Below are 24,426 nucleotides of genomic sequence, written 5' to 3'. Positions count from 1 at the left end.
CGATCATGGACCATGTGCAGGACTTCCCCACCGCGGACAACCGGGCCGAAGGCGGGCGGCTGAAAGGCTTGCTGCCGGATCCCGGCCACCTGTGGATGATCTTCAGGCGGCATTTGTGGCTGTTCCTGGGGGTCGCCTTGCTGATCCTCGCGGCGGTGGTGCTCCGCACCGTGACGATGGTGCCGATCTACACCAGCACCGCCAGCGTGGTGATCGAGCCGCGCACCAACGACGTCATCAAGATGCAGTCGGTCGTGCCCAACCTCCCCAAGGACAGCGACGTCGTCGATACCGAGGTGCGCATGCTCACCTCGCCGACCCTGGCGATGCGCGTGGCTACCGACCTCAGCCGCCAGGGCTATGAGGTCGGGCCGATCCGGAGCGAGGCCGAACTGCAGCGCGCCGCGGCGCGGCTGCTCCGTCAGGTCGCGGTCGTCCGCTCGGGGCTGACCTATGTCATCGACATCACCGCGAGTTCGGACCGCCCCGACATGGCCGCGGCAGTCGCCAACAGCTTCGCCCGCCAATATGTCGCGGCGCAGACCGATTCGAAGGTCGGCGCGACCCGGTCGGCCAATGTCTGGCTCAACCGCCGCATGACCGAATTGCGCGCCGCCGCCGGTGCGGCCGATGCGGCCCTCCAGAACTACAAGATCAGCAACGGCCTGATGAGCGCCCAGGGCGCCACGATGGCCGAGCAGGAAGTGTCCTCGCTCAACCAGCAGATTTCGCTCGCCCGCGCCGAACTGGCCGAGAAGCAGGGCCGTCTCAGTGCGGCGCGCGCCCAGCTCCAGCGCGGCGGCAAGGGCGCCGATGTCGGCGCGGCGCTCGGCTCGGGCACCGTCGCCGGCCTGCGCGCCCGCGAGGCGGAAGCCAGTCAGCAGCTCGCCCAGCTCGAGACACGCTATGGCGATCTCTATCCCGAGGTGCGGACCGCCAAGAGCCAGCTCGCCGACATCCGCTCCCAGATCCAGCTCGAGATCGACCGAATCCTGTCGAGCCTCGAGGCGGAGGTGCGGGTCGCGTCCTCGCGGTTGAGCTCGCTTCAGGGCAGCCAGGCGCAGGCGAGGGGCACGCTGGCGTCGAACAACTCGGCGCAGGTCGGCTATCTGGAACTCGAACGGCGTGCGGAGGCGAGCAAGCAGATCTACGAGGCGTTCCTCAACCGATCGAAGGAGACCGCGGCACAGGAAGGCCTGCAACAGCCCGACGCGCGCATCTCTTCGCTCGGCGTGGTGCCGACCCTACCGGACTCGCCCAACGTCAAGCTCGCAGCCCTGTTCGGCATCGTCGGCGCGCTGTTCGGCGGCCTGGTCGCCGTAGCGCTCGCCGAATATCTGCAGCGCGGAGTACAGACCAAGGACGACGTCGAAAAGCGCCTGCGCGTCCGCTATGCCGGTGCGGTGCCGAGCCTGGGCTCGACGCTGGGCGGCCTGCGCGAGACCGAGACTCCCCAGGACTATATCATCTCGCACCCCTTTTCCTCGTTCGCGGAATCGCTGCGCAGTCTCAGGGCCTTCGTGGCCCTGCGCAGCCGGGCGCGGACGCTGGCGATCACTTCGCCGCTGCCGCAGGAGGGCAAGACCACGACCTCGGTCTGCCTGGCCCGCACGGCGGCGATGGCCGGGACGAGCACCGTGCTGGTCGACTGCGACCTGCGCCGCCGCGGATCCAGCGAGATGCTGGGCATCCAGCCGAGTGTCGGCCTGATCGAGGTGTTGTCGGGCCAGGCCCGTCTCGACGATGCGCTGGTCGTCGACGAGGCGACCGGCCTCCATGTCCTCGGCACGGCCGAAGGGCAATTGAGCGCCTACGACCCGCTGACCCCCGCCAATCTCGACAAGCTGCTGCGCCAGCTGCGCGAGCGATTTGAGCTGGTGGTGATCGATACCGCCCCGATCCTGGGGGTCGCCGATGCCCGCGCGGTCGCCTCCGTGGTCGACAGCGTCCTGGTCATTACCCGCTGGCGCAAGACTTCGATCAGCGCGGCCGAGACGGCGATCGAACTGCTCGTCGACGCCAATGCCAATATCGCGGGCCTCGCGCTGACCCAGGTCGACATCCGCCGCTACGCCAGCACGGGACAGAGCGACGTCTACGGCTACCACCAGAAATTCAAGGGATATTACCAGAACTGACCGCTCTTGGGGGCAAGGGAAATCAGAGGAGGAAGCATGCGAATCCCCCAGTGGCTCACCATGTTGTCGGGCACTGCACTATGTTCGGTCGCGCAGGCGCAGGATATTCCGCCCGACGTCGGCGTCGCCGATCGCAACCGTCCCGCGTTCGACGCGCCCGGTCTGAGCGCCGGCTCGCTGCTCATCTATCCGAGCGTGACCGGTCGGGCCGAATATGACGACAATGTCCTCGCCAGTTCGGCCGGCAAGCGCGGCGACAAGATCTTCTATCTCGAACCGGAGGTGCGGGTGCGCAGCAATCTGGCGCGCCACGCCTTCGACCTGAAGGCCTATTATCACCGCAGCTTCCACGCCAAGCTCGATACCGAGGATGCCAGCGAATATGGCGCCAACGGGCGCGGCGTCGTCGACGTCACCCGGCGCACGCGGATCCGCTTCACGGGCAGCGCCGAGCGCAACGCGGAGAACCGCAGCAGCCTGGGCAGCTTCACGGGATCGCGCACCCGCGTGAAATTCGACCGCTATGCCGGGTCGGCGGGGCTCGAACAGGAGGTGGGTGACTTCATCCTGCTCGGCAAGGGCGAATATCGTCGCATCCGCTATATGGACACGACCGATCCGCTCGGAAATCCGATCGACCTGAGCTTCCGCAACCTCAAGGTCCGCAATGCCACGGGCCAAGTTTCGTACCGCCTGCGATCGGGCACCAGCGCCTTCGTCAGGGTCCAGCGCGAGAAGCGCACCTATGACCTGCGGCCGGGCGACCCGGGCTTCGATCCCATCACGCAGACCGACCGGAGCGCGAAGGGCCTGCGCGCCGAAGCCGGTCTGGGGCTCGAACTGACCAGCCTGGTCTACGGGAATATCCGGGTGGGCTATCTGAAACAGAATTATGCCGATCCGAAGCTGCGCGACGTCGACGGCCTTTCCTATGGCGCCGACATCCTGTGGAACATCACCTCGCTGACCAGCTTCAAGCTCACCGCCCAGCGCGCGGTCGACGAGACCAGTTCGCAGACCACGGCGGGCAATCTGCGCAGCGAGTTCACCGCCGATATCGACCATGAGCTGTTGCGCAACCTGATCCTCTCGGTCGGCACGCGCTATGCCCGCATCAGCCCCGCGGGCCTTTCCCCCAGGAGCCGCGAATATGAGGCGCGGTTCGGCGCCCGCTATCTGCTGCCGGGCAGGTTCATGGAATTGCGGGCAGGTTACGCCTTCGAGAAGCGCAGTTCGGCGAACCCCGCGATTCGTTTCAGCTCGAACAATGTGTTCGTCGCGCTGATGTTCAAGCGCTGATCGTCACGAGGTCCGGCGCAAGCGCGGCGTTGTCGCCCGCCCGGGCCTCGCCGACGGTGTCCGTCCGCCGCACAGCACCGCCAGCAGGCGCGGTGCGATGCGGCTCAGCACCGCGTGGAGCGCCACGCCCGCCGCCAGCGCCTGCAGCGGGGCCGTCAGGAAGAACAGCGGATAGAGCGGGTGGTCATAGTCGAGCCCGATCCGGTGAAGGACATTCCAGGCAAGGCCCAGCCACAGGACGTGCGAGCAGAAGACCAGGAAGATCATCGGTTCGATCGCCGTCACCCTCCCGGCCCAGGGCTGTCGCACGACCCAGCCGGCCAGCAGCCAGGTGGCCCCGGCGCCGAACACCCTCTCCAGATACAGCCCGGCGGTGAACGCCGCATCGAGCGTCGGCTGATCGAAGGCGCCGGTCAGCATCGCGGTGGTGACCGAGGTGGTGAAGGCCGGGACGAGCAGCGCGGCCGCTGCGATCAGGGCGGTGGCGGTCCGGCCCGGCCTCGCGCGGACCTTGCCTAGCGCGACCCCGACCCCGACGGTGAAGAACAGGAAGGGGCCCGAACCGATGAAGAGCGGATAGGTCCAGTCGGCGAGCGTGATGGCCAGGGCGAACAGGATCGCGGGAACCGGCCAGCGACCGATCAGGGCCCTGAGCAGCGGGTAGAGGATGGCGCAGACGAACATGTCGCGCAGGAAATAGAGCGGCAGGATCGCCGGCTCGGCGGTCAGCGCGAAAAGCTCGTTGGCCCATCCGAGCCAGCTTCGCTCGGGAAGGCCGCCGTCGAGGATCGCCGCCAGCAGCACGGCGATCAGATTCCAGCAGAACAGTGGGACCAGCAGCGACCATGCCTTTTTCGCAAGCCGCGCGCGGGGGGCTATGCCCGTGTCGAGGCGCACCATCAGATAGCCCGAAATGATGCTGAGCAGCGGCACGCTCGCCCGGCCGAACAACTCCTGGCAATATTGGAAGACCAGATCGAACGCTCCGATCGCGCGTGGCGGATCGCCCAGGTCGATCCGCCACGGCGGCACATGGATGATCACCAGCCCCAATATGCCGAGGACACGGGCGACCTTGATGGAATTGGAGACTGCGGGGGAGAGAGGGGGCCTGGGGCGCTCGGGCGGGGGACCGCTCAAGCCGTCGCCTTCGGGCTGTACAGGGGTCGGCGGCGCTCGCCCCGAAACTGGCGCGGCCGGCCGGGAAGCGGTTCGGGCCGGTAGCCGCGCGCGAGCCAGCCGACGCTGACGACCAGCCCCGCGGCGAGCAGCGAGGTGGTGTAGTGGAAGGGGCCGGTACCGATCGATTCGAACGGCATGCGGACGACCTCGTAGGTCAGCAGCGTGCACCATCCGATCATGATCGCATCGGGCCGGATCATCGTCCGCATCAGCAGCGTGATCGCCAGCCCCGAGAAGACGAGGGCGAACAGCGCCAGTCCGATATAGCCGAGATGGACGAGCAGTTCGGTCGGGGTGCTGTGGAAGTTGAAGCCCGACCGGGAGGCGATGCCCGCATGACGCCATAATCCCTCGGCATCGAGATTGCCCTTGCGCCAGAAGGCGTTGTAGCCCAGCCCGAGCAGCGGCTTTTCGGATATCAGCGCGTCGGCCCGGTCCCACAAATAGGTCCTGCCGGTCAGCGTGCTGTCCTTGCCCATCGCCCGCGACATCTGCGCGACCAGCGGCGGCAGCCAGATATGATGGGTCAGCACCGCGGTCGAGATGCCGACGATCGCGGTGATCGCCGTCACCACCCGCACGGCCTTCTGGAATAACCGCGAGAAGCTCCACAGCAGGAACAGCGGGACGGCGATTGCCACCGCCAGGATGGCGCCCGAGGATCGTGAGGCGATGAGCATCTCCATCTGCACCGCAAGCGCGACCAGGGCGACCAGCGCGAGGAAGCGCTTCCGCTCCTCGATCGAATCGAACAGGACGGCGAGCGAGAGGATGACGCCCACCGCGCCGCAGTCGCCCGCCGTGTTCTTCGCCTGGGCGAGGCCGGCAAAGGCCGAGTTGCCCATCGCGCCGCCGCCCCAGGTGACGCTGCGCCCGAACAGCAGCGAGGAGAAGGCGTAGACGGTAAAGGCGAGGAACACGCCCCGCATCGCCGCCTTCCGGTCCAGCCCGGCGCCGATGATGCAGCCGATGAAGGCGGTGATCAGGAACTGGAAGCCATAATAGCGGGTGGCGTCGGGATCGAGCGACCACAGGCAGGACGTCACCGCGAACAGCGGCAGCAACAGGTAGAGGCTCGACGCGCGCAACAGGCGCGGCAGGTCCTCGCGCCGCCAGATGCAGTGGAAGGCCAGCAGGACCAGCAGGAGCAGCGGGGTCAGCGACTTCAGCTGCGGCACGAACAGCATCAGGCTGACCGACGCAAAGCCGAAGAACAGGTCGTAGCCCTTGGCAGCGCGGATGTCGGTCGGCCGTTCGGCCGCAGCAAGCCGCGCGATCACCAGCGTAGCGGGAGCGCTGTTCATGCGGACCCTAGAAGAAGCGCTCGCCGACCCGGACCGTGTCGCCCGGCATCAACAGCACCGCCTTGCCCTTGATCTCGACCGGTCGCTCCATCGTGTCGAGCGCACGCTTGATGAACACCCGGCGGGTGTTGGCACGATAGCCGAAGCCGCCGGCCATCGCGACGGCCTGCTGGACGGTGATGCCGTTGACGAACGGATATTCGCCGGGCTTGTTGATCTCGCCCAGTATGTAGAAGGGCCGATAGTTCAGCACCTCGGCACTGACCCTCGGATCCTTCAGATAGCCGGCGGCGAGCTTCGAGCGGATGTTCTCCTGCAGCGCTTCTACCGTCTGCCCGCTGGCGGGGATGTTGCCGATCAGCGGGAAGGAGACGATGCCCGTGCTGCTGACGACATATTCGCCCTCCAGCTTGGGCTCGCCGAAGACACTGATCCTGAGCTTGTCGCCAGTCCCCAGCACATAACCGGGCGCGAGCGTGGTTCCCAGGGGCACCGGGGGCTGGTCCTCCCGCGCGGCGGCGGGGACGGCCAGCCCTAGCATCATGAGCAGCGCGAGCGCCAGGGCCGCGGCGCGGCGAAGGGTAGATGTGGCGAAAGCCTTCATGTCGAAATCCTTTTCGCTGCCGGATCCGATCCCCGGCAGATCAATAGGCCTCCTTGTGGAAGAACAGCGTGATCGCGGTGCGGACGATGATCACGAGATCCAGCGAGATCGACCAGCGTTCGATATATTCGAGATCGCTGTCGAAGCGCCGGATGATGTCCTCCTCGCGCAGCGTGTTGCCGCGGAAGCCGCGCACCTGCGCCAGGCCGGTCAGGCCGGGAAGGACGCGGTGTCGGGCCGGATAGCGCGCCACCACCTCCTCGTAGAGCCGGTCGGCCGCCTTGGCGCCATAGGCATGGGGACGCGGGCCGACCAGGGACATGTCGCCGCGCAGGATGTTGATCAGCTGCGGCAGCTCGTCGAGGCTCGTCTTGCGGATGAACGCGCCGACCCGGGTCACACGGGAATCGCCGCGCGTGACCAGCTTGTCGGCATTCTGATCGCTCGCCGCGAGGTGCATGCTCCGGAACTTGAGCATGGTGAAAGGCTCGTTGTTCATGCCCCGGCGCTTTTGCCGGAACAGCACGGGGCCGGGTGACTCGATCCAGATGGCGGCGGCGACGAACAGCATCAGCGGGCCGAAGAAGAGCAGCGCCAGCGCGGCGACGCTGCGGTCGAGCGCTATCTTCATCAGGGCGCCGATGCCCTGCATCGGCCGCTGGTAGAGCGCGATCGTAGCAAAGGGGCCGCAGCGCTGGATGCTCATCGTCCGGCGGGCGAGTTGCAGTTCCGAAGGCACGATCATGACGTCGACGTTCACTTCCTCGAGGCGGCGGACGACATGTTCGACAACGCCCTGTTCGTGCCAGGGAAGATTGAGCAGGATCGCATCGATGTGACCCGCCCGGGCGCGTGCGATCAGGTCGTCCAGGCCCCAGCGAAGCTTGATCCGTTCGGGCGCCGCGACGTCGACATCGCGGGTTTCGCCGTAGATGCTGTCGATCTGGAAGCGGCGATCGTTGTTGTTGAGGATGTTGAGCAGATGCTCGATCCGGCCGTCGGTGCCATAGATGGCCAGCCGGTCGCCGAGGGTGCCGTTCCGATGGAGCGACGCCGAAAGCTGGTCCGACACCACCATCACGCCGTAGATCACGACGCAGCCGAGCGTCACGCCGGTGGCGATCCACAGCCGCGACAGCTCTAGATGGTCCTTCGACATGAAAGCGAGGACGATGATCGCGCCGGTAGCCTTGAGCCAATAGCCGATCTTCTGCGCCAGCCGGTCGGTGCGGCAGTCGAACGCCGAGTCCGGACCGATGGCGCACAGGCCGGCATAGGTCACCAGCCAGATCATGGTCCCCCAGAACACGCTGACCGGTTCGTGGATGATCCATTTGGGAAACAGCGACGCGCTGAGCATCAGCGCGGCCGCGAGCGCCGCGAATTCACATGCGCGCCGCGTATCGCGCGCGATGTGGAAAGACAGCCCTTTTCGCCGGACCGGCGGCACGGAGACCGAAGCCGGCGACGGCTCGTCGATGATCTCGTCCGGACGGAGCGGCGCACTTGCCATATCATTCCCAGGCTTGAGCCTGAGGTGCATCGTTGAACGAAGCATATCTAGCTCCCTAAACCCACAGCGGCGAGTTTCGATGAGCCCCCAATCACGATTACTTTGCAACGCACCATCCGCAGGGTCAACGCCGTAACGTGACTTGCGCGCGGATTCGTGAATATTCGGCGTGCATTAGGCACCTTTCGCCGCACCGTAAATTTGTTCCATGAATTAGCGAGTATTTTCAGGTTAATTTTGAGATTTATTATCAACCGGTCGTTAAATGCACTCGTTTCGTCGAAAGTGATCGAATTCACCGTCGTTTCGGAGCGTTTGTTCAGTTTCGTGTAATCCAGGCGCTCGGCGATTGGCATTTGGCCATGCTTATGCTGCGGTGCAAAAAGGAGATGGCCATGCGCATCTATATTGCCGGCGGTGTCGCACTGCTCGCCTGCTCGGTCGCGGCACTGGCGATCGGCGGCGGCAAGACCGGGTCGTCCGCCGTTTCCGGGCCGCCGGCGGGGCTCGCGATGCGGATGAGCTTCGAGGAGGAATTCGACGGCAGCGCGTTGCGCGACGATATCTGGCGCACCGCCTACAAGACGTGCGGAAAGGCGGGCTCGATCGCCAACCGCAGTCTCTACGGCAATCGCGAGCGGCAGATATATTTCGATCGCGACTTCCTCGGCGCCGGGGTCCAGCCTTTCGAGGTGCGCGACGGCAAGCTCGCCATTACCGCGCGTCCGCTGTCGCCGGCGGTGAAGGCGAAGCTCGACCGGGCGCTGGCGAAGCAGCCCGCCAACATCGGCGGCAGCGCGCTCGGTCAGGCGCTCTACAGTTCGGGGCTGATCACCACAAAATGCAGTTTCGAGCAGGCCTATGGCTATTTCGAGATCCGCGCGCGCTGGACCGGCGGCAAGGGCATCTGGCCCGCCTTCTGGCTATTGCCCGCCAAGGGCGGCTGGCCACCCGAGATCGACATATTGGAAGCGCATGGCGACAAGCCCGGCACGGTATTCCAGAGCCTGCACTCGAAGCTGCAGAAGTCGATCACCCGCAAGGTGACGATGGCCGGGACCGCCGACCAGTTTCATCTCTACGCGGTGCTGTGGACCCCCGAGCGGCTCGATTATTATATCGACGGCGTCCGGACCGCCTCGATCCCGACCACGGCGGACGCCGGCCAGCCCATGTATCTTCTCGCCAATCTTGCGATCGGCGGGAAATGGCCGGGCGATCCCGACGCGGGGACGGTCATGCCGGCGCGGATGGAAATCGATCACATCCGCGTCTGGCGATTCGCCGACCGTCCCTCCTGATCGTCAGGCGGTGACGGCGGCGGCGCGCGCCGGTGCTTCCTTGGGCTGGGTCGGGCTGCGGCCGATCGAGATATAGTGGAAGCCGGCGCGGGCCATGTCCTCGGGCTCGTAGACGTTGCGCAGGTCGATGAACAACGGCTTCTGGAGCAGGTCGCGCACCCGGTTGAGGTTGAGCGCGCGGAACTCGTTCCATTCGGTCATCAGCACCACCGCCGCCGCATCCTCGACCGCCTGATAGGCGTTGCTGACGAACTCGACGCCGGACAGCATCTTCTCGGCCGCCGCACGGCCTTCCGGATCATAGGCGCGGATCCTCGCGCCCGCCTTCTGCAGTTCCGGAATGACGACCAGGCTGGGCGAATCGCGCATGTCGTCGGTATTGGGCTTGAAGGTCAGCCCCAGGATACCGATCGTCTTGCCTTCGACGCTGCCGCCGCAGGCGGTAATGACGCGGCGGGCCATTTCCTTCTTGCGCTCGTCATTGGCGTCGACCGTCGCCTGGACGATCCGCAGCTTGGCATGGGCCTGCTCGGCGGTGCGCAGCAGCGCCAGCGTGTCCTTCGGGAAGCAGGAGCCGCCATAGCCGGGGCCCGGGTTGAGGAATTTGTTGCCGATGCGGCGATCCATGCCGATGCCCTTGGCCACGCCCTTAACGTCGGCGCCTACGGTCTCGCAGAGATCCGCGATCTCGTTGATGAAGGCGATCTTCACCGACAGGAAGGCATTGGCCGCATATTTTATCACCTCGGCCGTGCGGCAGTCGGTGAACAGAATCGGCGTCTCGCGCAGGAAGAGCGGGCGGTAGATCTCTGCCATCACCTTGCGCGACGTATCGCCCGACACGCCCACGACGACGCGGTCGGGACGCAGGAAATCCTCGATCGCCGAACCTTCGCGCAGGAATTCGGGGTTGGAGACGACGTGGACCTCCTTGCCCGGCACCACCTCGGCGAGAATCGCTTCCACCTCGCTCGCGGTTCCGACCGGCACGGTCGACTTGTTGACGATGACGCAGCCTTCCGGGACCAGCTTGGCGAGGTCGCGGACGGCGGCGAAGACATAGCTCAGGTCGGCATGGCCGTCGCCGCGGCGCGACGGGGTCCCGACCGCGATGAACACCGCTTCGGCATCCTTGACGCCATCGGCGAGGTCGGTCGTGAAGAACAGCCGGTCGCCCTTCACGTTGCGGTTGATCAGGTCGCCGAGGCCGGGCTCGAAGATGGGGATATTGCCAGCATTATAGTCGGCGATGCGCTTCTCATCGATGTCGACGCATGTGACGATGTGGCCGAACTCGGAAAAGCAAGCCGCCGAGACGATTCCAACATAACCTGTACCGATGATCGTCAGGCGCATAAACTTGCCTCCTCGTTGCTGACTTGGGGGATCCGGATGGTGATTTTCGCGAGCCAGCTCCGGTACGACCGATAGCATGCATCGCCGGAAAAATGGATTCGCGCGATGTCCAGCGCGTTGGCCGCGAGCGCGGCACGCGCGGGTTCGGCCTGCATGAGGCCGACCACGGCGTCGGCGAACGGGGTCGGATCATCGGCCTTCAGGACCGCTTGGCTGGCAATCTCCTCGACGCCCTGCAGCGTCACTCCGGTCGCGACGATCGCCTTGCCCCGGGCCAGCGCCTCGATCAGCTTGATCTTGAGGCCCGAACCCTGGATCAGGGGCGAGATCACCACACCGGCGTCCGCATAAAGGGGCGCGAGGTCGTCGACAAGGCCGAGAAACCGGACTCCGGCCGGGCCGCCCTGCGAAAAGGCCGAAGCGACCGAGCCCGCGATGTCGAGCGTGGCCGCCGGCCGCGCGGCCCGGATCGCCGGCCACACCCGCTCGAAGAACCAGCGCAGGCCATGGACGTTCGGCGCGGTGTTGCTGCCGACGAACAGCAGCCGGTCGGTTTCGCCGGGCTGCGGCGCCGCGACCGGATCGGCGGCCATCGGCGCCAGGATCACCTCGCTGTCGGGCAGCGCCTCTCGGATGAAGGCGGCCTCGGCCTGCTGGATCGCGATCACGGCGTCGCCCGTGCCGAGCAGCGCCAGTTCGGCGTCGCGGCCGATCGCGGCCACGCTATCGCCGCCCCCGGTCGTGGCAAAGCCGTCCGAGCGGGCGTGGAACAGGTCGTGCATCACGATCGCGGTCGGCGCCTCGGGCCGGGCGACGAACGGAAAGCCGCGCGACTGGAACATATAGTCGGCGACGACGATGTCGGCGCGGGGCCGGGCATGACGCGCGACGAAGACCTGGTCCGCCTTGGTCCAGGGCATGGCGATCGCATAGGGCGCGGGACGATCGGCGGTCCAGCTGGCCGTGATCCCCATCTTTCGAGCGATATGGCGGGCGATGCCGGCCGCGGCGCCGAAATAGACCCGGGGATCGCGCGCGACGATCCAGCCGCCGATCCGCCAGGCGCCGCGGATGTGGTGGCTGGCGAATATCGCCATCTCCGGTCGCAGCCGGAAGAAGGGCAGGCGCCCGAAGATCCCCGGGGACGGCTGGACGAGATGAGGCTCGTGGCCCGCCGCGCGCGTCGCCCGGGCGAGATCGAGCAGATAGGCCGAACTGCCGTTGGTCGCGCCGATCAGCCGCTGGTTGCTGATGAAGCAGACCCGCGGCATCGCCGGAGCCGGGGCCGGGGCAGGAACGGGGCGAAGGGGCTGGCCGAGGCGCGCGCGCCCGGCCAGCCGTCCGAGCCGGGCCATGATCGGCATGCGGAACAGCGCGATCGATCCGGGGCTTCCCAGCATCAGCCGAACGGCGGCAATCGGGCGGCGCGCCTTGAGCGCCTCGATCGCCCGGGTGAAGTCTCGCGCGGCGCGGATCGCGCGGTTGCGCCGGGCGAGCGCACGCCGGACGTCGGCGGGGGCGTCATGGAGGTCGGCCGCCAGCCGGTCGCCCGCCCGCATCATCGCCTCGACATTGGCGAGCGACAGCCGGTGCGAGATCGAGCGGCCGTGCTTGCGGTAGAAATAGCCGGCCTCCGGCACCGTCCGGTAGCGGGCGCCGGCGCGCAGTAGCTGGATGATCAGTTCGTCGTCCTCGGCGATGCGTAGACGTTCGTCGTAGCGGATCGCGTTGGCGGCGATCAGGTCGCGGCGGATCAGCGGCTTGAGAAAACCGAGATTGGGCATCCGCCCGTAGAGCATCGTCTCGCGGAGATAGTCGGCCGGGGCGACCCAGCGGCCCTGCCGGGCGCGCGGTCCCCGGAAGAAGGTCCCGGGGGGGGTGCGGTCGGTATCGTCGAAGATGAGCAGGTCGTCGGCGACGATATCCGCTTCGATCGCGTCGGCCACCGCGACGAGGCGCCTGAGGCGGTCGGGATGCATCAGGTCGTCGCTGTCGAGGATCGCCACGAAGCGGCCGCGCGCGAGATCGAGCGCGCGGTTGCGCGCGGCCGCCGGGCCGCCGTTGCGGCCCATGCGATGGAACTGGACCCGTCGGTCCGACAGGGCCAGTTCCTGTCCGATCGCGATCGATCCGTCACTCGAGCCGTCGTCGACGATGATCAGCTCGATGTCGCGCAGCGACTGGTCGAGCGCTGATCGGGCGGAGGCGCGCAGATGGGGCGCCGCGTTGAAGCAGGCCATGATGACGCTGACGGTCGGACAGTCGGCGGCGCGGTTCATCCTGGGTCACCCGGCAGTCCTGCCCAGCCCGAACCGGGCGGACGGATGTGATCCCCCCGCCCAAATGATGCAGTGCAAAATGGCAGTTTTCCAAGACTCCCGCCTTCGTCCCGTCGCGAACGATGAAGTGGTCGTCTCAATTGTCGTCCTTCGGGCTGCAGATGACCCAGGCACCCGCTAACTATTAACCCAAGGTTAGACGCGGCTTGCTCGCGCGCGGAGATGCATCTACACCAAATGGCGTGAAACGGGCGCCGGATAAGATCGAAGCGGGCGGCGGAGGGGATGACCGGGACCGGCCTCTCAGGGCCACGTTCCTGTCGATCGGTTCGACCCATTCCCCAGCCCGCAGCTTGCGCGCCTATTTGCGTAGGCGAATGGAACAGCCAGCTACCGCCACCGAAGGCGAACGGCGTTTTCCCGGTGCCATCCGCGTGCTTCTCGGCATCGTTCTCGCGATAGGCAGCTGGATGGTCGTGCTGGGCGGCGCCTGGCTTGCGTTCCGCTACGTCATGGGCTGACCTACCGGGCGACGCCATCGGCCGCCTTCTTTCCGGTCTGGATCAGCCCGACATCGCCGTCCTCGATCCTCAGCGCGGTCAATGTCCCGCTCTGATAGGCGCCGGTGTCGATGCCGATCCGGTTGCCCGCCAATTGCGGTTCCGCCGCGATCGTATGGCCGTGGACGATGATCTTCTCGAAGCGTTCGGTCGACGCGGTGAACTCGGCGCCGATCCACAGCAGGTCCTCCTCCTCCTGCCGGGCGAGCGGCCTGCCGGGGCGGATGCCGGCATGGACGAAGGCATAGTCGCCGAGGACCAGCATCGGCAGGGCCTGCTGGAGACAGAGCAGATGGGACGCCGGCATCCGCGGCAGCAGCGCGTCGCGCGCGGCGATCAGCGCGCGCGCCGGGGCGCCCGGCGGCGGCGGCTCGACGCCATAGCAGCGCAGCGTCGCATCCCCGCCGAACATCAGCCAGTCGCCGTGATCGGCGGGGTGCTCGACGAACTCCAGCATCGCCCGCTCATGGTTGCCCATCAGCAGTCGGACCTCGAACGGGTGGAAGCGCTGCAGCCATGTCACCGCCTCGACGACATGCGCCGAATGGGGGCCGCGATCGATCAGGTCGCCGAGCAGGACGATGATCGGCCGCCGGCCGCGCCAGCGCGCCTCGGCGTCGGCGGCGATGCCGGACAGCAGTTCGCGCAGCAACTGGTAGCAGCCATGGATGTCGCCGATCGCATAGAGCAGTTGGCCATCGACCTTCGCTTCGACGGAGTCGCGGGGCGGAGCGGGGCGGCGGGGCGTCATCGTCATCGGACGCGGTTCGCGGCGCGACCGTGGATCGACAGGCGCTTCAGGTCGCTCGCCAGTTCGCGATAGCCCTCCAGGACCCCCTGGGGATCCCGCGAGGCCAGGTTGCGCAACCGCGCCCAGCGACGCTGATGCTCGACGAGGAAACGCCGCTCAACGCCCTGGTCTATCGCCTCGGCATAGGTCAGGCGAAGGTGGCGATCGGCGTCCAATATGTCGGGGCGCATGCACCAGGCGCGCTCGAGGCGGTCGCCTTCGCAGGCACCGGGGGAGGCAGTTGCCTCGCCGGGTCGGTTCGCGGCTACCCGTGGCGTTGCGGTCTCGCCTGTGGCGCGCTTGACCGACGCGGACGGCGGCCGGAGCGCTTCGGGGTGGACCGCCGTCTCGGCCGTAGCCGCCGGCACGACCGCCACCCTGGCCCTCCGTGGCACGTCGCGCCGTTCGGCGCCCCGCTCGAAAGGCGTTTCGGCAACGCCGATCGCCGGCGCGGCGGCCGGGACGGAGTGGCTGCGCGAATCGACAAGGTGGATGCCGCCGATCGCGGCCATGCCGAGCAGCAGGCCCGCGGTCGCGGCGGCGAGCAGCTGCCCCGCACCCCGCCGGCCCCGGGCGCGCGGCGCGGAGGGGATGGTGGATCCCTCGACGGGCATTGCCCTCGTCCGGGGGGCGACAGGGGTGGCGGCCGGGCCCGGATCGCCGAAGATATCGGTCATATCCTTGCGGATGTCGGCCAGCGAGAGGCGGATCGGCGCCACGGCCGGTACCTCATCGGGCCGTTCGTCGGGCCGGGTGCTTTCGACGATCATGGGAAGGGAACTCCTTCGCCCGTTCCGGCCGGATGGCGATTCGCGGCCGCAAGCGGGATCGGTTGTCGGACGATGCCGGGAAGGGGCGGCGCATCGTCATGGATACGCATCCCATCGCACGGGTGGCCATCGCACGGTGAAGCAGCTTGACCGCATGCGGCCACCAAATCGAGCCTCGCTGCGACCAACGGCCTCGCCGGCGTGGCGGGCGGATGCGACCGTCCCGCAACGGTGGACCCGGCTCACATGGGTTTGCGGCGAAATGTACGTAAATCGTGACGAGCAGAAAGTAACGGATAAGATCATGTGGCTCGAAGGGGTCACGATCACGATCGTGATCGCGGCTCCCGTCGGGGCTGGTCAACTTGTTTGGGATCGAATCCCCCGGCCGCGCCGCGGGCATCCGAGCCGCCCCGGACTGGCGCCGCACGCGCCTGATCGGGAAACGGATCGACGCGGGCGGTGGCGGCCGCTGCCGCCTGGTTCGTCAACGCTTCGCCCTGCGGCGATACCGCTTTGCAGCATGGGCGATTACACGTCGCGAATAATCCAATAGCTTCAAGAGATTGGGGTACGGTGCGAGCGTAGGCGCCGTGGGGGCAAGCAACAGGGATATGGAGTGTCCCGGCGATGGAATATCGTTCTTTTGCCGACCTTGCCGCCACCATTGCGCGGAACAGCTACAAGTTGCCGCCCGACATCGACCTGATCGTCGGGATACCTCGCAGCGGCATGCTCGCGGCGAACATGCTCGCTACCCACCTCAATCTGCCTTTCCTCGATCTCGAGAGCTTTGTCGCGGGGCTCGACCCCTATGTCGGGCGAACCGTCCGGTCGACGATGCGGGTCGACGGGTCGGAGGTGCCGACCCGGGTCCTCGTCGTCGACGATAGCATCCTGTCCGGGGAGTCGATGGTCGAGGTGCGGGCGCGGCTGGCCGAAGCGCGGTCCGGCGCCGACATCACCTATTGCGCGGTCTATGCGGCACGCGAGGATCATCCGGAGATCGACGTCTGGCTCGAGATCGTCGATCATCCGCGGATCTTTCAATGGAACCTGATGCGCCACCGGCGGCTTGGCGATGCCTGTTTCGATATCGACGGCGTGCTGTGCCACGATCCCGCCGCGGACGAGAATGACGATGGCGAACGCTATGGGCAGTTCCTCTCCAATGCGCGGCCGCTCCATCTTCCCGGCGTCCCTATCAAGCATCTGGTGACGAGCCGGCTGGAGAAATATCGCGCGCAGACCGAGGAATGGCTGCGCAGGCACCGCGTCGATTATGAGAAGCTCTGGATGCTCGACCTGCCTTCGGCCGAGGAGCGGCGACGGCTCAAGATGCACGCGATCCACAAGGCGCGGATCTATCGGAAGACCAACGCCTGTCTTTTCGTCGAGAGCGAGGACCGCCAGGCGATGGAGATCGCCGACCTGAGCGGCCGCCCCGTGCTGAGCATCGAGGCGCAACGCATCATCTGGCCCCAGAACCAGGCCGATGCCGCGCGGCACCGGTTCCAGCGAGAGAAATCCCGGCCCGATGCGGCGGGCCAGGGGATGAAGCGGGCGGTGTTGCGGCTGCTCCGTCGCACGTCCGCCGGAACCGCCTTCGTCCAGAAGCTCCGTTCGCTCAAAGCCTGATTCCGCCACGCCTTGCGGCGATCCGCGTCGGCGAGGCGGTTAAAAGTTGCGGTGCAGGACGGTGGGCCGGCCAGAGGGCCGAATTATTGGCCTCGGCGTCAGTCGTTGTCGTAGAACAGACCCGCGAACCCCACAGATTATCGTACCGGATTCGCAACATGTCTTCCGCCTGGAGATGGGTGGGGGTCAGGCCGCACTAGTAAAAATGCGCTACGGGATTCTACGATGCAAGACGATCCCGCCGCCGCGCCCGTCAAATGAACCGGCGTTTTCCATAAGTGGCGATAGGCTAGGTATATCTTTGTATATAACAATAATTATCAATAATGGATAATGATTAATATAGGTTAATTAAAAGAATGTCTCAAGGATGTAGTAAAATTTACCAAAATTGAGCGCGAATGGGGTTAAGTCCATTTCCGGAGATTATCAATATAGATGGCGATCTATGCTCGGCCGGGATTGAGATGAATGCTTGATGAACGACGAAAGTGACTAAGTAAGCTTTGGCTGCTCGTTGACAGCATCGGCTTCAAAGCACAGACTTTTCATCGACCGGCTATGGGGCGGCTGGCTCACATGGCCGGTCTTTTTGCGTTCATGGGAGGTTCCAACATGCCCAAAGCTCAATATGAAGCGCCTGAACTGATCGATGCTGGCCTGTTCGAGGAGATCACCGAGGGCGGTGCAAACGGCTCCGTCCTCGACGCATCCTTCTCGGCCGGCACGCCGGTTTCCGATCTGACCTTTTCCTGATCGGGACGAGACGACTTGGCCAGCCGCGGGTTTCCGCGGTTGGCCCTTCGTCGCGCCTTCACCCAAGACTGTCGGGGGAACATGCCGCAGGATCTGCCGATCAATTCATCCGCGCTCGTCATTCCCGGTGGCGACGTCGTCCATTGCGATCTCGACGGCGAGGCCGTGCTGCTCCACCTGGGAACGCGGCGCTACTTCAAGCTTAATCGCGTGAGCGCCCATGTCTGGGATCGTATCGGCGATAGCGCCGCGGTCGGCGCGTTGCGGCGGTCGATCCTCGAGGCGTTCGACGTCGACCCCGATCGCTGCACGCGCGACCTCGATGCCCTCCTGCAGGCGATGAGCACCGCCGACCTCATCGAGATCAGGCATGTTTCGATTGCGTAGACGCGCCGCACTCGCGTGGCGGCACGGGCGCCTGCTCGTCCAATGCCTCGCGGTCGTCGTCGCGGTCCGTGCCGGCCTGAGCCTGTTCGGCTCTCGCGCCATTCTCGACCATATCGCGAAGCGGGCATCCCCGCGCGTGCCGGATGGGCATCTCCACCTTCATATCTGGTGTGTGCTGCACTGCGCGCGGATCGTGCCGGGGGCGACCTGCCTCACCCAGGCGCTCGCTGCCCATTATCTCTGCGCGCGTGCCGGCTATCCGACCCGCATCCGCATCGGCGTCCGCAAGCGCACCGACGGCGGTATCGCAGCGCATGCCTGGCTCATCCACGGCGAGACCGTCCTGATCGGCGGGCAGGACGAGAATCTCACCCGGTTCACGCCGCTCGTCGATCTGCAGGCCGGTGTGCGATGAGCGGTTTCGCGGTCCTCGTCCGTCGCGACGGCGCGCCTATCGAAGCCCTTCCGCGCGCTGCCGAGGCGGCTCTTCGCCACCCCGTCCGTTGGCTGGGCGGAGAATCCTGGGCGATGGCCGCGCCGATACCGCTTGCCGGGCCCGGCGACGCGGCGATGGCGATCGCGGCCGATGCGCGGCTCGACAATGGCGACGAGCTGGTCGCGACGCTGCGGCTTCCCGCCGGCCTGACCGACGCAGCGATCGTGCTGGCGGCCTATCGGCGCTGGGACGTCGACTGCGTCCGGCGGCTGGCGGGCGATTTCGCCTTCGTCATCCGCGACGATCGGCGCGGCGTGATCTTCTGCGCGCGTGACCATTTCGGTGTCCGGCCCTTTTATTATTTCCTCGACGACCGGCTGTTCGCCGCCGCGACCGTCACCCGCTTCCTCACAGCGCTTCCGGCGATCGGCGACGGGCTGGACGAGCAGGGCGTCGCGGAGCTTCTGGCCGGGGGCTATGCCGACGGGACGATCACCCTGCACCGCGGCATCCGCCGCCTTCCCCCCGGTCACAGCCTGACCATCGCGGCGACGGGCGCGCGGATCGCGCGCTACTGGCACCCCGGGGAAGTGGCGGTCGAGGAATGCAACGATGCCGCCGAGGGGTTCCGCGCCTTGTTCGCGGACGCCGTCGCCCGCCGCTGCGCCGACCGCGACGGCGTCGGTGTGATGCTGAGCGGCGGGCTCGATTCCTCGTCGGTCGCGGCGCAGGCGACGCAGGGCTTCGCCGCCACCGGCCGGCGCATGCCGAGCCTGTCGCTGACGCTCGACGGGACGCCCGGCTGGAACGAGCGGCCCTATATCGAGGCGGTGCTCGGCCAGGGCGGCCTCGATCCGCTCTTCATCGATACCGCCGGCCATGACCCCGTCGCCGAACTGTCCGACTTGCTCGACGAACAGGAAGGGCCCTTCGTCGCCTATAATGCCAGCCTGTCGCGGCGCCTCTATCGCCGGGCTCGGACCGCGGGCCTGACCCGGTTGCTCGACGGCCATGGCGGCGACGAGGTCGTATCGCACGGGCTTGGGCGCCTCAACGAACTGGCCGCCGAAGGCGACTGGCGCGCGCTCTGGCGCGAGAGCGCCGGCATCGCCGGCATCTACGGGCTCGACCGCTGGTCGGTGATGTCCCCCTATCTGAGCCACAACCGCTATATCAGGCTCGCGCGACGACGTTGGGCGGGGGCGTGGGCGCGGCTGGGCCGGGCCGGGCCGGTCGCTCCGTCGCCGCTGGCGCTGGTCGAACCCGGCCTCGCCGCCCGCGTCGGGCTTGCCGAGCGTTGCGCGGACCGCTCCGTCAAGGCCTCCGCGCGCCACAGCGAGCGCGATCTCCACATCGAATTGCTGGCCGCCCCCGGGCAGGGCTATGGCTTCGAGGTGCTCGACCGGATGGCCGGCGCGGCCCGGGTCAGGGCTCTCTATCCCTTTTACGATCTGCGCCTCGCCGAGTTCTGCCTGTCGCTGCCGTCGCACCACAAGCTGAACCGCGGCCAGCCCCGTCATGTCCTGCGGCAGGCGACGCGCGGCCTGCTGCCCGATCGGGTCCGGCTGCGGCCCGACAAATATGATTTCGCGCCCGCGCTGGCCGACGCGCTGCTGCGCCGTCGCGAGACGATCGTCGAGCGGATCGAAGGGGACCGCTCGGGCCTCGACCGGTTCGTCGACATGGACGTCGCGCGTGCGTCGCTCGGCCGGTGGCTCGATCGCGGCCGCGCTGTCGACGGACATTCGTTGTTCGCGACCTGGCGAGTGTTGATGCTGGCACTGTGGCTCGACCGCCGCGAGGGCGTTTCGGCGGGCCGGTCCGACATCGCCGAACGGGAGGCCGCGGCATGAGGAAGATCAGCCGGGAGGAGTGCGGCGAGGCGGCCATCGTCCAGCGCGCCCCTGCCACCGAATATTTCGCCTTCGGCCTGTCGATCCGGTCGGACGTGCCGCTGCCCGAACTGTCGCCGTCCGAGCTGACCGGACGGCATCCAGATCTCGCCATCCGGCTCGAGCCCTGCGGCCGTTCCTTGCCGCCCGAAGGGACCGGGGTGGTGATCGATCTCGATCCGGCCGGCGGCCATTATCTCGCCTGGCCCGGCGTCGCGGCCTTCCGCTTCCGCGGGACCGGCCGGATCGATGTCGAACCCTATGCGGGCGTCCCGGCGGCGTTGCTCGCCTTCCCGTTGCTGGGCCCCATATTCGGGCTGATGCTTCACCTGCGCGGCGCGCTGGTGCTGCATGCCAGCGCGGTCGCGATCGGCGGGGCGAGCGCGGTGTTCGTCGGCGACAAGATGGCCGGCAAGTCGACCACCGCGGCCGCCTTTATCGAGGCCGGCCACCGGCTGCTGACCGACGACCTGCTGGCGATCGACCTGGTCGATCCGCTCGTTCCGCGCATCCTCCCGGCTTTCGCGCAGCTCAAACTGTCCGAGGAGAGCTCGGCCGCGATCGATCTCGATGGCGCCGAGGCGCTGGCGCTCCCCCATGCCGGCCTGCCCAAGCGCCAGTTCCGGCTGAGCGGAGGCTTCTCGCACCGGCAGGTGCGGCCCGACGATATCTTCGTGCTGGAGCGTGGCGGCGACGCGCCTTCGGTCGAACCGCTCGAGGGTTTCGACGCCCTTCGCGCGGTGATGCGCTTCTCCTACGTCGCCCGCTTCGGCCGCGCGGTGTTGCAGGGCACGGCGGAGGCCGACCACATGCAGCGTTGCGCGCGGCTCGCCCGCCAGGCGCGGCTGTGGCGGCTCCGCATACCGGCCGGACTCGACCGGCTTCGCGACACGGTCGCCTTCGTCGAGGCCCTGGCGGGGAACGTCGATGTGCGGCGTCCGGTCTACCCGGAAAGCCGATCGCCATGACCGGCGGGATCGTCGACTTCATCGGCTTCGTGATGCGGCGCGGCGGCGGCAGGGGGGCGACGGCGCTGGCCCTGTTGCTGCTCGCCAGCCTCTTCGAGGGCGTTTCGATCCTGCTCCTGATACCCCTGCTCCAGTTCGCAGACGGCGCCGCGGGCGGCGTGCCGATAGCGGGCCTGCCGCTGGCGAGCCATTTGTTCGATCCGGGCACGCGGCTGTCGCTGGCGCCGCTGCTCGGCTGTTTCCTGGCCTTCGTCGCCGCGCAGGCGATCCTCAACCGGGCCAAGACCGTTCATCTCGCTCGGATGATGCAGCTCTGCGTCGACACCATGAGGCTGCGCCTGTTCCGCGCGATCGGCGGCGCCCGCTGGACCCTCGTCGCGGCGACGCGTGGTGCGGACCTTCAGCAGGCGCTGACCGGCGATGTCGAACGGGTCCGGGCCGCGGTCCACAACCTGCTGCTGCTGCTGCAGGCGGTCGTCATGATGGCGATCTACGCCGCGCTGGCCGCCGTCATCTCGCCCGCCATGACGCTGTTCGCGATCGGTATGGGCGGCGCGGTGCTGCTGGCGCTCTATCCGGTCCGGCGCCGGGCGACGCGCTTCGGCGAAACGCTCGGCGGTTCGCTGGCCGACCAGCAGCATATGATCTCCGAGTTTCTGTCGGGCATGAAGGTCGCTAAGGCCTTCAACGCCGAGGCGCGCTATGTCGCCCGGCTGGAGGCCATGCTGCGCGACGTGCGGCGGGAGATGGTCTGCTTCGCCCGCGCGACGGCCAGCGGCACCCTGGCATTCCAGCTGGTCGGCGCAGGCGCGGCGGTCGGCTTCATCTATGTTTCGGTGGCGATGCTCCACCTGCCGCTGGCGCGGATCGCGGTGCTGCTGTTCGTGTTCGTGCGGATCGCGCCGCGGTTCAACATGATCCAGGATTCGCTGCAGCAGCTTCTGTCGCACCTGCCCGCCTATCTGCGCACGCAACGCCTGATCGAGCGCTTCGAGGCGGGGCGCGAGAAGGCCGAGGGCGCCGGTCTCGCGGTTGTCCCGCCGCTACGCCGCGAGATCCGGTTCGAACGGGTCGGGATGGATCATGGCGGAGGCGGTCCACCGGTGCTCCGCGATGTCAGCTTCGCCATCCCGGCCGGCCGGATCACCGCGATCGCCGGTCCGTCAGGCAGCGGCAAGACGACGCTGGCCGACATGCTGATGGGGCTGGTCGAGCCGAGCGCGGGGCGGGTGCTGCTCGACGGGCGACCGCTGGACGGCTGCGGCTTGCGCGCCTGGCGGGAGCGGGTCGCCTATGTCCCGCAGGACGGCTTCCTGCTTAACGACAGCATTGCTGCCAACCTCGCGGTCGCCGCGCCCGACGCCGATGCGCGGCGGATGTGGCGTGCGCTCGAGGCGAGCGGCGCGGCGGCCTTCGTGGCGCGGATGCCCGCCGGGCTCGACACGGTCGTCGCCGATCGCGGCATCCGTCTGTCGGGCGGCGAGCGCCAGCGCATCGCGCTCGCCCGCGCCTTGCTGCGGCGGCCCGACCTGCTGATCCTCGACGAGGCCACCAGCGCGCTCGACGAGAATAATGAGGAGTTGATCATCCGGTCGCTCGAGCGGCTGCGCGGTGCGATGACGATCCTCGTCATCGCCCACCGCGCGCGGATCAACGCCATCGCCGATCAGGTCGTGCTGATCGAGCAAGGACAGGTTCGCGTATGCGGACCGGACGATCGCGACGGAGTCCTCCTCTTCCCACCGAAGCGGGCCGACCGCGCGCCGCTCGTCGCTGCCGCCGGGCCCGGCTCCGGTGGCGAGTGAGTCCTTCCCTCTCGGTGGCGTCTCGCCGGGGCGGGGCGGCATCGCGCATGCCGATCCGGCCGAGGCCGCTCCCTCCCGCGACGGCGTGGCCCAACGCCCGGCGGCGGTAGAAGGCGCGGCGGCGCGGACAGGCTGTCGCGCCGAACATGCCCTGTTGCTGTCGCTGATCGCCAGCGCGCTCGACGGCACTGCCCGGACGCCGTCCTGTCGCGGCGATCGGTTCGATTGGGACGAACTGATCGGCATGGCCGTGCGCGGACGGCTGCTGGTCCATGTCCAGCAGGGGCTCGTCGTCAGCGGCATCGCCGCTCCTCCCGGGCTCGGCCCGGCCGTCAAGGCATTCCGTCAGCGGTCGCTGATGGCCAATAGCGTCAATCTGTCCACGGTACGGCGGGTGAGCGGGGCGCTTGACGACGCCGCCGTCGATTTCGTCATATTGAAGGGGCCGCTTCAGCTCCGCGCCCTCTATGGGGACTATTTCGTCCGCCCGTCGTCCGATCTCGACCTGCTGGTCGATCGCCATGACTACGACCGGGCGGCGGCCGTCCTGAAGGGCTTGGGCTATGCGCCGGCGGAGCGATGCGAAAGCCGCTGGTGGCGCCATTATCTGGGCGAACAGCATTTCCTGCCCGCGGATCGTTCGTTCGCCGTCGTCGATCTGCACCACCGCGTGCAGCAGCCCGGCTGTCCCGCTCCGCGCGAAGTGGCGTCCTATATCGGCGACGGGCATCGCGTGCCGCTCGGCACGAGCGAGGTCCCGGTGCTGTCGGCGGTGCATGCCTGCCTCCTCGCCGCGATCAGCTTCGTCAAGGCGACCTTCCATCGTGAACATTCGCTGCGCTATCTCGGCGATCTCGCGATGCAGTTGCTCGGGATGTCCGATCGGCAACGGCACAGGCTGGAGGCGGTCGCCCGGGCGCAGGGGATCCGCCATCTCCTGCTCTTCGCCTGGAACATCGCGGGCGAACTGCTTCCCGTCGATCTACCGCCGGCATCTGTCCCCCGGCCATGGTCACGGCTCGACCGCGCGACGCTCGCGGCGATGAGCCTGTCCCCGGAAGACCCGGCGATCGCATGGCCCAGGCGGCGCGCGTTGCTCTGGCATCTGTGCGATCCGATCGGCCCGTTCGGCCGGATCGGCACCTATGCCAGGGAGGCGCGCTTTGCCGCCGCGGCCGAGATCAGCCGGATCGCTCCGCGGTAGCGTCGCAGGGCCCGCTCGCCGGCGCGAGAATCTTGCAAGATCGGGTGGTACATTCTGTAATAGTCGACAGCATCCGGTGCGAGAATCTCGATGTCGATGACGTGATCGGTACCGGCTTCGTCTTCCCCTGACGCTGGTCCTGCTGGGTTTCAGCGCTTGTGCGGCCGCCTTCCGCCTTATCCTTTCCTGCCGGGAGATGCGCCCTGCGACGGCGACGCCTGCGGCGAGAAATCGCCGGTAATCC

20 protein-coding genes are annotated in these 24,426 nt (G+C 67.4%); 12 read left to right on the top strand and 8 right to left on the bottom strand.

Going from position 1 to position 24,426, the window contains the following annotated elements; translation table 11 throughout:
- Positions 1–5 precede the first annotated feature (5 nt).
- Entirely contained in the window at positions 6–2,138 is a 2,133-nt protein-coding gene (locus ASE22_RS25095) for a GumC family protein (protein ID WP_056366458.1), read from the top strand.
- A gap of 36 nt (positions 2,139–2,174) precedes the next feature.
- A complete protein-coding gene (locus tag ASE22_RS25090) occupies positions 2,175–3,437 on the top strand; it encodes an outer membrane beta-barrel protein (protein ID WP_056366455.1) in 1,263 nt (420 codons plus the stop codon).
- A gap of 3 nt (positions 3,438–3,440) precedes the next feature.
- Here ASE22_RS25090 and ASE22_RS25085 read toward each other — a convergent pair whose 3' ends face one another.
- The 4 genes from ASE22_RS25085 to ASE22_RS25070 are packed head-to-tail and all read right to left on the bottom strand — an operon-like array spanning position 3,441 to position 8,040.
- The gene (locus ASE22_RS25085; RefSeq protein WP_162248294.1) at positions 3,441–4,577 is read right to left on the bottom strand and encodes an acyltransferase family protein; all 1,137 of its coding nucleotides are present in this window, start codon (positions 4,575–4,577) and stop codon (positions 3,441–3,443) included.
- Positions 4,574–5,923 carry an O-antigen ligase family protein gene (locus ASE22_RS25080; RefSeq protein WP_056366449.1) on the bottom strand — a complete coding sequence of 450 codons (1,350 nt, stop codon included), beginning with the start codon at positions 5,921–5,923 and terminating at the stop codon, positions 4,574–4,576. Before ASE22_RS25080 ends, ASE22_RS25085 begins: the two co-directional genes overlap by 4 nt.
- A gap of 7 nt (positions 5,924–5,930) precedes the next feature.
- On the bottom strand, positions 5,931–6,527 hold the full coding sequence (locus ASE22_RS25075; RefSeq protein ID WP_056366446.1) for a polysaccharide biosynthesis/export family protein: 597 nt from the start codon (positions 6,525–6,527) through the stop codon (positions 5,931–5,933).
- 40 nt (positions 6,528–6,567) lie between these two features.
- Complete coding sequence (locus ASE22_RS25070; protein WP_235536018.1) at positions 6,568–8,040, bottom strand: exopolysaccharide biosynthesis polyprenyl glycosylphosphotransferase; 1,473 nt, start codon at positions 8,038–8,040, stop codon at positions 6,568–6,570.
- 395 nt (positions 8,041–8,435) lie between these two features.
- On the opposite strand from ASE22_RS25070, the gene ASE22_RS25065 reads away from it, so the two are divergent.
- Positions 8,436–9,341: a glycoside hydrolase family 16 protein gene (locus ASE22_RS25065; RefSeq protein WP_235536019.1), complete on the top strand. Its 906-nt coding sequence runs from the start codon at positions 8,436–8,438 to the stop codon at positions 9,339–9,341.
- A gap of 3 nt (positions 9,342–9,344) precedes the next feature.
- On the opposite strand, the gene ASE22_RS25060 is transcribed toward ASE22_RS25065, so the two are convergent.
- Complete coding sequence (locus ASE22_RS25060) at positions 9,345–10,697, bottom strand: UDP-glucose dehydrogenase family protein (RefSeq protein WP_056366440.1); 1,353 nt, start codon at positions 10,695–10,697, stop codon at positions 9,345–9,347.
- Positions 10,688–12,976: a glycosyltransferase gene (locus ASE22_RS25055; RefSeq protein ID WP_056366437.1), complete on the bottom strand. Its 2,289-nt coding sequence runs from the start codon at positions 12,974–12,976 to the stop codon at positions 10,688–10,690. The genes ASE22_RS25060 and ASE22_RS25055 overlap by 10 nt, the downstream gene beginning before the upstream one ends.
- A 242-nt stretch (positions 12,977–13,218) precedes the next feature.
- Between ASE22_RS25055 and ASE22_RS27065 the strand changes: the two genes are divergently transcribed.
- Complete coding sequence (locus ASE22_RS27065; RefSeq protein WP_156397557.1) at positions 13,219–13,497, top strand: hypothetical protein; 279 nt, start codon at positions 13,219–13,221, stop codon at positions 13,495–13,497.
- Position 13,498: 1 nt separating this feature from the next.
- Here ASE22_RS27065 and ASE22_RS25050 read toward each other — a convergent pair whose 3' ends face one another.
- Complete coding sequence (locus ASE22_RS25050) at positions 13,499–14,293, bottom strand: metallophosphoesterase family protein (RefSeq protein WP_056366434.1); 795 nt, start codon at positions 14,291–14,293, stop codon at positions 13,499–13,501.
- Complete coding sequence (locus ASE22_RS25045; protein WP_056366432.1) at positions 14,290–15,096, bottom strand: hypothetical protein; 807 nt, start codon at positions 15,094–15,096, stop codon at positions 14,290–14,292. Before ASE22_RS25045 ends, ASE22_RS25050 begins: the two co-directional genes overlap by 4 nt.
- 630 nt (positions 15,097–15,726) lie before the next feature.
- Here ASE22_RS25045 and ASE22_RS25040 point away from each other — a divergent pair.
- From ASE22_RS25040 to ASE22_RS25010, 8 genes are all read left to right on the top strand, one after another.
- Entirely contained in the window at positions 15,727–16,734 is a 1,008-nt protein-coding gene (locus ASE22_RS25040; protein ID WP_056366430.1) for a phosphoribosyltransferase family protein, read from the top strand.
- Between the two features lie 561 nt (positions 16,735–17,295).
- Entirely contained in the window at positions 17,296–17,490 is a 195-nt protein-coding gene (locus ASE22_RS27060) for a lasso RiPP family leader peptide-containing protein (RefSeq protein ID WP_056601294.1), read from the top strand.
- A gap of 81 nt (positions 17,491–17,571) precedes the next feature.
- A complete protein-coding gene (locus ASE22_RS25035) occupies positions 17,572–17,877 on the top strand; it encodes a PqqD family protein (protein WP_235536024.1) in 306 nt (101 codons plus the stop codon).
- The gene (locus tag ASE22_RS25030; RefSeq protein WP_056366427.1) at positions 17,870–18,292 is read left to right on the top strand and encodes a lasso peptide biosynthesis B2 protein; all 423 of its coding nucleotides are present in this window, start codon (positions 17,870–17,872) and stop codon (positions 18,290–18,292) included. The genes ASE22_RS25035 and ASE22_RS25030 overlap by 8 nt, the downstream gene beginning before the upstream one ends.
- The gene (locus tag ASE22_RS25025) at positions 18,289–20,166 is read left to right on the top strand and encodes an asparagine synthase-related protein (RefSeq protein WP_056366424.1); all 1,878 of its coding nucleotides are present in this window, start codon (positions 18,289–18,291) and stop codon (positions 20,164–20,166) included. Before ASE22_RS25030 ends, ASE22_RS25025 begins: the two co-directional genes overlap by 4 nt.
- A complete protein-coding gene (locus ASE22_RS25020) occupies positions 20,163–21,173 on the top strand; it encodes a hypothetical protein (RefSeq protein WP_056366421.1) in 1,011 nt (336 codons plus the stop codon). Before ASE22_RS25025 ends, ASE22_RS25020 begins: the two co-directional genes overlap by 4 nt.
- Entirely contained in the window at positions 21,170–22,978 is a 1,809-nt protein-coding gene (locus ASE22_RS25015) for an ABC transporter ATP-binding protein (RefSeq protein ID WP_056366419.1), read from the top strand. The genes ASE22_RS25020 and ASE22_RS25015 overlap by 4 nt, the downstream gene beginning before the upstream one ends.
- The gene (locus tag ASE22_RS25010; protein ID WP_235536027.1) at positions 22,968–24,182 is read left to right on the top strand and encodes a nucleotidyltransferase domain-containing protein; all 1,215 of its coding nucleotides are present in this window, start codon (positions 22,968–22,970) and stop codon (positions 24,180–24,182) included. The genes ASE22_RS25015 and ASE22_RS25010 overlap by 11 nt, the downstream gene beginning before the upstream one ends.
- The last annotated feature ends 244 nt before the right edge of the window (positions 24,183–24,426 follow it).

It is taken from the genome of Sphingomonas sp. Root720 (assembly GCF_001428605.1).
GTDB lineage: Bacteria > Pseudomonadota > Alphaproteobacteria > Sphingomonadales > Sphingomonadaceae > Rhizorhabdus.
This window is presented reverse-complemented; position numbering and strand designations above follow the sequence as displayed.